A 9945-nucleotide genomic window follows, 5' to 3' on the forward strand; every position below is an offset into this window, starting at 1 on the left:
CGTAGAACAGCCGCGCCGGCTCGATCTGCATCCCCATCATCGTCGCGTCCCCCTGCAACCCACTACAGGACGGAATCACGACCACGACCACCGATCAACCGCAGACTAAATCAACGATATCGGCGCAGAGCGGACACTAACTCCGGCGCGCAGTTGGCGGTACAGATACCAGTCGCGGACCTGCGACACCCACGATCGCGGACTCTTACCCCATTGTCGCCGGCGCATGCCTACTCCCGCCATTCGATCCAGCCGAACCGTACGCGGTCCTTTCCGTCCGATTGGGGACCGGGACTGTCGGTTCGAAGCTCACCGGTTTCCGTGAGGCGCAGGAATCGGTTGGTGGCCAGTGACATGAGGATCAGGTCGCCGGGAAGCTCTCAGCGGCACTCGGCTGGCGATGACTCATGTGGACGACGCCGTTGCCGTCGACGCTCAGACAGTCGTTGCCACGGCATAGCGCGACCCGACCGAGGCCCATGTCAGTCACATGTATCCACGCCGTGGCCCCCTGCAGTGAAGGACGCATCGCGCAACATCAAGTTTGTGGCCGCGGTGACGGACGTCACCGCAACCAAACGGCAGAGGATGCGCTTCGAGAGAGCGAGCGGCGCTTTCGGGACTACGCCGAGATAGCCTCGGATTGGCTTGGGAGACGGGACCGGACCATCGCTTCATCCACCTATCGGAGCAACTCGCCGCTATCGGTATCAGCCCCGCGCTCCGGACCGGCTTGAGGCGATGGGATTTCGCTACAGACGTGGACGAGGAACCGGAGAAGTGGCGCCAGCCCGTCGCGACCCTCGAGGCGCACCAGCCATTTTGCGGTTTTGTCCTCAGGGTGGCAGCCGAAGACGGCTCGGCGAACTACATCGGCGCGAGCGGCAAGCCTGTCTTTGATACGGAAGGCCGTTTCCTCGGCTATCGCGGAGTCGGGACCGACGTAACCGCCACGGTTCGGGCGGACCAAGCCGAAGAGGTGCCCGGTGTGGGGCAACGCGTGCGCCCCGACCTCTGATCGGCGCCCCGCTACTGCGGGCGATAAATCTCTATCGCGGCATCCGCATTTGCGCTGGCGGGTCTCGCCACGAGTAACCGATCACGCTCGGGAACGAACAAGGCGGTCCGGGCGCCCTTCGCGGTCGGCACGCGCTCGAGGAGCGATACGCTGCCCCCCTGTCGTGCGAACACGTCAATGGCACCCGCACCGCAACTGACGTAGAGACGGCCGCGCTTGGTATCGAAGAACACATCGTCCGCGTCGCCACAGGTTTCGATCTGCGCGATGGAACTGCCGGTCGCGGCGTCGAGGATCACCAGCATCGAAGAGTCCCGAAAGACTGTGGCGAGCGTGTTCGTGGATGCGTCAAACGCCATGGGGAAGTTCGCGGTCAGCGATTGAGGCCACTCGGCAACGACTTTGCCTTTGACCAGATCCACGACCGCGATCTGATGGGCGTTCGGGACATTCACGTACACCCCCTGCGACGGCACCTGAAAGCCTTCGGGATGCCCCGGTAGCGGAATATCGCCGACCTTGGTGTGGAGGTGCGGATCGAGAACCGCCAGGCCGCCATTGCCATAGCCGACTACCACATTGCCCGACTGGGCATCGAGATGGACATTGTCGGCGTCCTCGCCCAGCTGCACGCTCGCCTGCGGGGCGAAATCCGAGCCACTAAAAAAGGTGACTGAACCATCGCCCCCGCTGGCGACAACTAGGATATCAGCGTCGGGGACGAATTCGATTCCCTGTGGCTCGCTGAGCCCTTCGATCCGGTGGATGACCGCTCCCTTTGTGAGATCGACAACTTCGACACTGTTGTTGCCCAGTTCAGCCACGAACAGATGTTGGCGTGCCTCGTCGAACGCCAGATGGTCGATGCGACCTGCGACATTCGGCAAGGGAATTGTCGCCTCAAGGGTGAGGGTCTCTGCGGCCGAAACGGGCAAACCAACGACCGAAGCAACCAAGGCGCAGAGCGCCGCCGCAAGTAGAGTAGGCATGGCTTGTTATCGTTGCACCGCCATTTCGCCCAAGGCGGCCGACAGGCCGTGGAGAAGCGTCGTCAGGTCATCGTTCGCCCAAAAGTGCATGAAGAACAATCGCGGCTCCTCATCCAGCATATGACTGTGCAGGGCGGTCACCTCGATGCCATCGGCCCTCAGGGCCTTGAGCACAGGATTGACCTCTTCCGCGGTCAGCACAAAATCCCCGGTGGTTGCCGCTTTGCCGCCGCCGGTAGGCTGAAAGTTGATGGCAATGGCGGTGCCCATTGCCGGCTCCACATCCATGCCGTTTTCCTTCACAGGATCGGCCCGCGGGATCGATTCCTGATAGACGCCGCCGTTGACCTTGCCGGGGTTACCAAGCGCTGCATCGATGGCGGCGGTGTCCAGATCGATCTGGGGCTGTGACGCAGCAGGGGCCGGTGACTCACCGAGCGGCGTCTTACTTTGGGCCAGAGCATCATGGAGCGCACTCGCCAGTTTTATGGGATCGCCGCGACCGCTCACATGCATGTAAAGCGTTGCCGGATCCGCCCGGAACAGGTGGTTGTGCAGGGCGGTGACCTGAAGACCGTCCTGCAGCAGCACGCTCATCACCGGGTTGACTTCGTCCTGCGTCAAGACAAGGTCGCCCATGAGCATCGCATCGTTATCGGCCATTGGCTGAAATGCCACCCAGGACCCGAGGGCCAGCGCCGGTTTCAGCTCGACGCCATCAAGCGTCACCTTCAAGTCGGAGCGAGGCATCCCCACGCGATATACGCCGCCATCCATCACCGAGCCTTCTTTGCCGAGCGCCTGCCCGACCGCTTTCCAGTCCTGCTCAGCTAGGACAGGACCGACGCTCAAGAGGCACGCGGTCGGGAGGAGGACACTGAAGAGAAACGAGCGGTGCATGGTGGCCTTCTATGGTCGATAAGACCTGCAAACGAGTTTCATGTCTGCGCGGTTCCAAGCTGACGGACCCTGAAGCGAATCTCAGCGTTGACAGTATGGCAGACCTAGGAGGTCGCTGATCGTCGATATCCGCGGGGATGGGGACCTCGCCGCGGACCTACGGGTCATTCCCGGGTCCGCAACGATGCCCTAAATGCCGCGGCGGATTGGGCCGTGCAGTCGGCCAAAGAGGGCTTTTCCTCAACGACTTCAGTTTCCGCGATCCCGTCAGGGCGCAATATGGCCCGGAATGACCATCGGCCGGGGATGACAGGAGGTCGAGGTCCTCGCGCAACTTCAGCCTGTTGTGCAATCCGGTCAGCGAATCCGTCCTGGCTTGCTGAAAGAGCTGGCCGTTGAGAAGCTCGAGCTGGGATTGTTGCGCCGCCAGCCGGCCATGCAATCGGGTAATTCGTTCAGCGACAACCAGCCGGGTCGCCCACTGATCCTTGTCCAGGGGCTTTACGAGATAGTCGTCGGCTCCAGCCTCATTGGCATCCAGGACCCGGCCCTTGTCGCCGGACGAGGTGACAAAGATGAAGATAGGTATGTTTTTCGACGTCAGGTTTCGATAGGACGAGGCGACAGAGTTCCAGTCCATCCATGCCGGGCATCGAGCGATCGCTGATGACGACGTCGAATTCGCCCTGCTAGAACGCCGTCCAGGCTTCGTCGCCGTCTTCTATTGTTACTGCCTCGTGTCCGAGCTGCCGGACCAGGGCTTCGACGATCAGGCGTGAAGTCGCGTCGTCTTCTGCTATCAGAATGCGCATCTCAGGGCGCCGCCAGCGAAAACGCAAGGGCGTCGCAGGCGCGGGTGAACTCGCGCTGCAACTCGTTGAGGCGGGCCGGCGTCGTTTCGAGGTCGGCCGCTTCGGCGCTGGTCTCGATGCCGGCGCAGATCCGGACCATGACCTGTGCTCCCAGATTGGCGGCGCTGCCCTTGATGGCGTGCGCCATCCGGGCCACTGCCGGCGCGTCGGCAAGGTGCACGGCGTCGCGCAATTCCGTGAGCCTCTTTCCTGTATCGCGCACGAAGAGTTCGGCCAGTTTGACGGTGAGGTCCCCGCTCCCGCCCTGGAGGCGGCGGAGCCGGTTGAACACCGCGGGGTCGATCGGGCTATCGATGTCGGCAGGAGTGGCGCCCAAAGCTGCGGCGGCATCGGCCGCGAGTAAAGCCGGATCGGCTCCGGGACCGCTCGCAGTCGCCTGGCTGGCGGAACTGTCGCTGGATCCACCATACCTTGCCAGGGCCTCGAACAATTGCGACCAGTCGATCGGCTTGGTCAGCGTGCCGTTCATGCCAGCCGCCAGATAGCGCTCCCGTTCCGCCGCCATCACGTTGGCGGTGAGCGCCAGTACCGGCACCTCTCCGGCCGGGGCCGGCAACCTGCGGATCTGGCGGGTCGCCTCGACGCCATCCATCACCGGCATCTGCACGTCCATCAGTACCACGTCAAAGCGCTCGCGCGTGGCCAGTGCCACCGCCTCGAGGCCGTTCACGGCGAGCGTCACGTCGTGACCGTGCGAGCGCAGCATGTCGGTGATCAGCAGCTGGTTGGTTTCCACATCCTCCACCAGGAGGACCCGCCGGGGCGGTCCCGGAGCGAGGCTGCTCCATGGCTTGGCCTGGCTGGGGGTCTTCGCGCTCAGCGCCAGCGGCACCTCGAACCAGAAGCAGCTGCCGACGCCCTCGACGCTCTCGACCCCGATCTGGCCCCCCTTGGCCTCGACCAGCTTCTTGCAGATCGCGAGGCCGAGCCCGCTGCCGCCATATTGACGAGTGGTCGATGAATCCGCCTGGCTGAAAGCGCTGAACAGGACCGCCTGCTTCTCCCTCGAGATACCAATCCCGGTGTCCCGAACCTCGAAACGAAAGCGCTCGCGTTCCCCCTCCTTCGGGAGACGGCTGACTGAAACCGTGACGCTGCCGCGCTGGGTGAACTTGATCGCGTTACCGACCAGATTGATCAGCACCTGGCTCAACCGGGTCGGATCGCCCATCAGCATGGGGGGCGAATGTGCGTCGCGCTCGAACCGCAGTTCCAGCCCGCGATCGGCTGCCTGTGGCGCCAGCAGCGAGCGCACGTGCTCGAGCACCTCTGGAAGACTGAAATCGATCCTCTCAAGATCAAGCTTTCCGGCCTCGGCCCGGGAAAAATCGAGCACGTCGTTGATCAGCGCGAGCAGGTGCAGGCCCGAGGTTCGGATTCTGCCGATATACCCACGCTCTTTTGCCGGCAGGTCGGCATCCATGAGCAGGTCCGTCATGCCGAGCACACTGGTCATCGGTGTCCGGATCTCGTGGCTCATCATCGCGAGGAACTCGGATTTTGCCGTGGCTGCGGCCTGGGCCGCTTTCGTGGTCTCTCGCAGCTTTTCCATCAACCTGTCGCGCTGTTCCAGAATGGCGGCAACCGGCAAGGTCGAGAACAGTACCACCACGATGTAGAGCTGCAGCCGTTCCACGGTCGCCACCGGGTCGTCGGGCGCCATCTCCGCGATATGCCCATGGCCCAGCAGGGTGCTCCATATCGCGACGGCGGCAAGCGTTGCGGCGGCGGTGGTAGCGCCCAGCAACCGGCCGCTGAAGGTGGCAAGCAGCAGAAACGGAAAGGATATGTGCAGGTCCGGCAACAGGTTGAAGTCCGCATAGCCCACCGCCCCGACCAATCCCGCAAGGACGATCATTTGCACGATCACCTCGCGACCGCGACCCCCGCGGCGCGCCTGATCGGTCCAGCTCAACAGCAAGGGCGTGATGGTCAGCAGACCGCAGGCGGTACCGAGATACCAGGTCGTCCAGTTCGGAAGAAACGGCACATCGTATACCAGCACGAGCAGGCCGGCGCCCCCCGCCGCGCTGAGGGTCGGCACGAGCAGGCAGATGGCCGCAAGCTTGGCCATTCTCCAGATGCTGTCGGTCGACGAAGTGACGCCGGCGCGAGTCGCCAGAATTGCGACGACAAGGATTTCGAAGACGTCACAAGCGGTGAGCCCGAGCCCGACAAACGACACGTCGGTGACCAGGTCGGCAGCGAATCCGGCGACAGCCCCGAGCAGAAGCAGGATCGGCCAAGTCGAGGGCTTGTTGCGCAGCAAGGCTGTGACCACCAAGGCATTCGACACCCAGATCGGAGTGTTGGTGCCAAATGTGGAGATGGAAATCACGGCGGCCGTGAAAGAACTTAGCGGCAGCACGATGATGAGCCAAAGGGGCGGAAACGTGATCCTGAAGTCGCGGAAGCCTTTGGACAAGCGTATACTGGTCATGGATGCCGCCATTCCTGAGGGAATCTCGATGTATCCTAATCGGAATGAATCACCTGTATTACATTTTCCAATATCTCTCTTAAATAGTCGGCCTCAGCCAATTCAGAGCCGGGCAGGGGAGTTGACGTTGCCCCCAACTTCTATCCACCGTGAAGCAGACCCGGGCGGTTGGTGTGCAGATCTGGCCAGGGTTCATCGAACCGCCAGCCGGATTCGTCACCGACCTTGCCTCGATCCTCCGGTGGATCGGTTCGCCTTCAGCCCCGGTGACGGCCGCACCGCGAAGGCGGGCGTCGTGCTCTATGAGGACTGGTGCCACATGACGGCGGCGTGGGAGTTCTACAACGCACTGCGGGCCGATGGCGCGACCTTGTGGCGGCGGGTCATGAGGTTTGGCCCAATTGCGGGCGTATGAACGGACCCGACGCTTCATGCCCAAACCGGAAGCCCGGCCAAAGCTTTCTTGAACGAGGAGGAACCGTTATGGCCGCGCAAGGACCGCAGTGTCCACTCCACCACGAGCCCATCGACGCCAATGGCGGCATCGATCAGTAGGAGGAACAATCAAATGCCTACTCGCTACGACCAAAGTGGCGGACCTCGACCGCTTTATTCGCATCTTCTCCACCAAGGGCGCCGAAAAGCGCTGCAGCACGGCTCCAAGGGTGCGACCTGGGGGGCCCTGCCGCGCACACTTACCCCTTGCCGTCTCGCTCCAGCTCCGCGACCGCCTCCACAAGCTCGTCGAGCATGGCGAGGAACTTCGACAGCGCCGGCAGGCGACTATCCGGGTGCCAATCGACCCCGAGCGCTGCCCAATCGCGCGATAGCCTCGTCCTCAACTGCCGTTTGGGCTGCGCCGCAGCCGCATCGTTCTGAGGACCCAGTCGTGCTCCGCTAGCCGGTAACGATGCGGAACCGATTGGTCGAGATGCACAGCGCGCAGACCAGCGCAGTGGCACCACCAGACTGAGGGCCATCCTCTCGGTGCTCTGATTTCGCCAGAGAAAACAAAAGCCTCTGGGAGAGCTTCGTCCAGTTCCCTGCCATCTAGTGGGCATGAAAACGGAGCCCTGTTTCGGTGGACTAGGTCCACCGCCATTACCTAGCCCTTTCCGGTCCTTCTCCACCCCGGTTTTCCGGGCCTGGCAGCTTCGGCGACGCCCTCAGAAAGGGTGTTCGGATGTCCATTCCGCCGGCCTATTTTTGCTGTTCGCCGTACTTGAATTCCTGTGTCTGCTGCAGCTCTTCCTTGCTGCCGCCGGAGGTCAAGGTAATGGTCTTGCCGTCATCGGCGATCTGGAGGTTCTCGTAGGGCACGGCTACAAGATAGCCTCCGAGGCCGAGAAAGCCGCCCACTTGCAGAATGGCATAGAGGACCTTCTGCTGGTCGACGATCAGGTCATCGATCGCGCCTATTTCCTCGTTCGCCGAGTTCCTGACCTTGGTGCCGATCAACTTACTGGCGCGATATCCCTGGGCGACCTGAACCACATCCACGACCGTTACGGTTTGCGACGTCGCCGGCGTGGGCGTGAGTGCCGCAATGGGGAGTGCAACAAGGGAAAGCGCCGCAATCATCGATAGGATCCAACTGCGCGAGGGGTTCTCCCCGCTGCAGGCGGTGTACGACTGGGAAAGACTGCTCGTGTTCATTTTTTCATCTTTCTGTTGGTTCGGCGACCTGTTGCGAAAAATGCACGAAGGACGACCTTGACCCAGTGGCCGATCGGCCACCTTGACCTCCATCAGGTTTGTGGAGCGCGTTCGTGCGTCGCGGCGTTGACTGCAGCGCTGAGAACGGGCCCAGGTAGTTGCCCGTTGTACCGCTGGTTGATGAAGAAGGTCGTGAGCCCGTCATTGACGTGTCTGGGCGCGCCATCGGGCTTCGCTCGAATGCGAAGCGCCATGCAGGTATGGCGCCGGGTGCGATAGCTTGATGATCGCCCGTGTGCGAGCCTGGAGTCTCCACTTCGGTGACACTGGCAAACGTTGCGGCCGCGCGGGTGTACTTCCTTCAGCGTTAGGATCGAGAACTTCACGTCCTCGAGTTGAAGTCCTCACCGTCCTGCCCATTTCACCCCTTCGCGCAGTCTGAACGTGCACGTGAGCCCATGATCGCTGACCTGCTACTCCGTGGCGAACTGCGGTACCGGCGCGAAATCGAGGCCGTGGGCGAGGAGCCTCTGTCGGTTTACCGGAGGCTCACGGGCCGGTCACCGCCGTTTGGGCCATCGCCGCCCGCCGAGGCGGTCAGCCACCCGCGTGCGTCCTGGGTGCCTGCCGGCTTCGCTCCCGGCTACTCCTTCAGTTCGACCCACACCGGAGCGTGATCGCTGGTTTTCTCGAGCGCCCGTATTTCCCGGTCTACATTGGCAGCGGTCAATCGTGGGGCGACAACCGGACTTAGAAGGATGTGATCCATTCGGAGCCCGGCGTTCCGGCCGAAGGCGTTTCGAAAGTAGTCCCAATAGGTGTAGATCGCTTCGCCCGGATGCATCGCTCGAAGGGCATCGGTCCAGCCCTGCTCCACCAGTTTGCGATAGGCGGCGCGGGTTTCAGGGAAGAACACCGCATCCCCAACCCAGCGCTCCGGCCGGTAGGCGTCCAGCTCGGTCGGGACAGCGTTGTAGTCTCCGCACAATGCGACGGCCTGCCCCGATTTCAGCAGGGTCTCCGCATAGCTGTTTAGGCGCTCGAACCACTTCATCTTGTAGTCGAAGCGGGGACCCGGTGCCGGGTTGCCGTTGGGCAGATAGAGGCAACCCACCAAGAGCCCGTGAGCTGTTGCCTCGAGGTATCGGCTGTGAGTGTCGTCGGGATCACCGGGGAGGCCGCGGCGGGTCTCCGACGGCTGCTCACCCCGAGCGAGTATGGCTACCCCGTTATACGATTTCTGGCCGTGCCAGACGGCCCCATAACCGGCGGCTTCAATTGCCGACAAAGGGAACTTCTCGTCGGAGGTCTTCAGTTCTTGCATGCACACGATGTCCGGAGAGGTTGCTTCCAGCCAGCGCAGCAGCACCGGTAGCCTGCCGTTGACGCCGTTCACGTTGTAGGTAGCAATCCGCATCAGGTGACTCTCTCGACGCTCTCACCATCGGAAACTCCGGCCCGACGGGACGGTTGCCGGCCGACGAGACGTCAACAGGCGCCGACGCGCCGGGAGACGTGTGCCGCCGTTCAGCGCAAAGCTCTGGGTTTATAGTCAGCAGGGTTCTCTTGGCCGACGGGGTATCCCCCGGAGCATCAGGAGGTCACCGCTATGACGCGGGCGCCGGTGTCCCGTGCCAGCGGGAAGCGCCACCACACCCTCCGCAACTTTTTCGGGCCCAGCCGATTAGTTTGGAACAGAGCATCGGAGGAGCCTCAAATGACCTTTCCCAGCGATCCCACTGAGCGCCAGCCGAAAGGGGATCATAACCGCCGGCTTTCATTGGGCCTCGATCCGGAGGAGTTCGCATCTGCGGCGGGCATCAGTGTTGACGAGCTGCATAAATACGAGAGCACCTCGCCCAATCACGAGTTCAGTCCCATGATCGCGCAGCGCGTGGGCGAGGCGCTCGAGCGCCTGGAGACTATCCTGCCCAATTCGGAAGCTGCAGGGATCCAGCAGATTCTGGAGGGCGATGTCTCCGATCAGGCCAACGGTGTTTCCCTGTCCGCAGATCCATCGATCGAGCAGTCGATAAGAGACACGGCGTACTTTCTTTGGGAAAATGACGG

The 9945-nt window shown here is 62.5% G+C and carries 11 protein-coding genes; 3 read left to right on the forward strand and 8 right to left on the reverse strand.

Annotated features, from left to right (window positions below):
* Positions 1–760 precede the first annotated feature (760 nt).
* The gene (locus JWQ89_RS03880) at positions 761–1018 is read left to right on the forward strand and encodes a hypothetical protein (protein ID WP_299638569.1); all 258 of its coding nucleotides are present in this window, start codon (positions 761–763) and stop codon (positions 1016–1018) included.
* 11 nt (positions 1019–1029) lie between these two features.
* Here the strand turns inward: JWQ89_RS03880 and JWQ89_RS03885 are convergent, their stop codons facing one another.
* From JWQ89_RS03885 to JWQ89_RS03905, 5 genes are all read right to left on the reverse strand, one after another.
* Positions 1030–2007: a WD40 repeat domain-containing protein gene (locus JWQ89_RS03885; protein WP_299638571.1), complete on the reverse strand. Its 978-nt coding sequence runs from the start codon at positions 2005–2007 to the stop codon at positions 1030–1032.
* A gap of 6 nt (positions 2008–2013) precedes the next feature.
* Positions 2014–2907 carry a DUF1259 domain-containing protein gene (locus JWQ89_RS03890; protein WP_299638572.1) on the reverse strand — a complete coding sequence of 298 codons (894 nt, stop codon included), beginning with the start codon at positions 2905–2907 and terminating at the stop codon, positions 2014–2016.
* A gap of 157 nt (positions 2908–3064) precedes the next feature.
* Positions 3065–3547 (reverse strand): hypothetical protein, encoded by a 483-nt coding sequence (locus tag JWQ89_RS03895; RefSeq protein ID WP_299638574.1) that lies wholly within the window; start codon positions 3545–3547, stop codon positions 3065–3067.
* A gap of 49 nt (positions 3548–3596) precedes the next feature.
* Entirely contained in the window at positions 3597–3719 is a 123-nt protein-coding gene (locus JWQ89_RS03900) for a hypothetical protein (protein ID WP_299638576.1), read from the reverse strand.
* Position 3720: 1 nt separating this feature from the next.
* Positions 3721–6060: an ATP-binding protein gene (locus JWQ89_RS03905; protein ID WP_366143965.1), complete on the reverse strand. Its 2340-nt coding sequence runs from the start codon at positions 6058–6060 to the stop codon at positions 3721–3723.
* Between JWQ89_RS03905 and JWQ89_RS03910 the strand changes: the two genes are divergently transcribed.
* Complete coding sequence (locus tag JWQ89_RS03910) at positions 6053–6634, forward strand: hypothetical protein (RefSeq protein WP_299638588.1); 582 nt, start codon at positions 6053–6055, stop codon at positions 6632–6634. The genes JWQ89_RS03905 and JWQ89_RS03910 overlap by 8 nt on opposite strands.
* 280 nt (positions 6635–6914) lie before the next feature.
* Here JWQ89_RS03910 and JWQ89_RS03915 read toward each other — a convergent pair whose 3' ends face one another.
* From JWQ89_RS03915 to xth, 3 genes are all read right to left on the reverse strand, one after another.
* The gene (locus tag JWQ89_RS03915) at positions 6915–7061 is read right to left on the reverse strand and encodes a hypothetical protein (RefSeq protein ID WP_299638578.1); all 147 of its coding nucleotides are present in this window, start codon (positions 7059–7061) and stop codon (positions 6915–6917) included.
* A gap of 358 nt (positions 7062–7419) precedes the next feature.
* Complete coding sequence (locus JWQ89_RS03920) at positions 7420–7956, reverse strand: PRC-barrel domain-containing protein (RefSeq protein WP_299638579.1); 537 nt, start codon at positions 7954–7956, stop codon at positions 7420–7422.
* 562 nt (positions 7957–8518) lie between these two features.
* On the reverse strand, positions 8519–9292 hold the full coding sequence (gene xth, locus JWQ89_RS03925; RefSeq protein ID WP_299638581.1) for an exodeoxyribonuclease III: 774 nt from the start codon (positions 9290–9292) through the stop codon (positions 8519–8521).
* A 300-nt stretch (positions 9293–9592) separates the two neighbouring features.
* Between xth and JWQ89_RS03930 the strand changes: the two genes are divergently transcribed.
* Positions 9593–9945 (forward strand): helix-turn-helix transcriptional regulator (locus tag JWQ89_RS03930; protein WP_299638584.1); only part of this gene is annotated, 353 nt, incomplete at its 3' end.

Origin of the sequence: Devosia sp. (assembly GCF_028290645.1) — a bacterium.
Lineage (GTDB): Bacteria > Pseudomonadota > Alphaproteobacteria > Rhizobiales > Devosiaceae > Devosia_A.

Bases quoted from the DNA above. Each gene is read 5' to 3' on its own strand.
- JWQ89_RS03890 (WP_299638572.1), bottom strand. From the start codon at position 2,907: ATGCACCGCTCGTTTCTCTTCAGTGTCCTCCTCCCGACCGCGTGCCTC.
- xth (WP_299638581.1), bottom strand. From the start codon at position 9,292: ATGCGGATTGCTACCTACAACGTGAACGGCGTCAACGGCAGGCTACCG.
- JWQ89_RS03900 (WP_299638576.1), bottom strand. From the start codon at position 3,719: ATGCGCATTCTGATAGCAGAAGACGACGCGACTTCACGCCTGATCGTC.
- JWQ89_RS03885 (WP_299638571.1), bottom strand. From the start codon at position 2,007: ATGCCTACTCTACTTGCGGCGGCGCTCTGCGCCTTGGTTGCTTCGGTC.
- JWQ89_RS03895 (WP_299638574.1), bottom strand. From the start codon at position 3,547: ATGGACTGGAACTCTGTCGCCTCGTCCTATCGAAACCTGACGTCGAAA.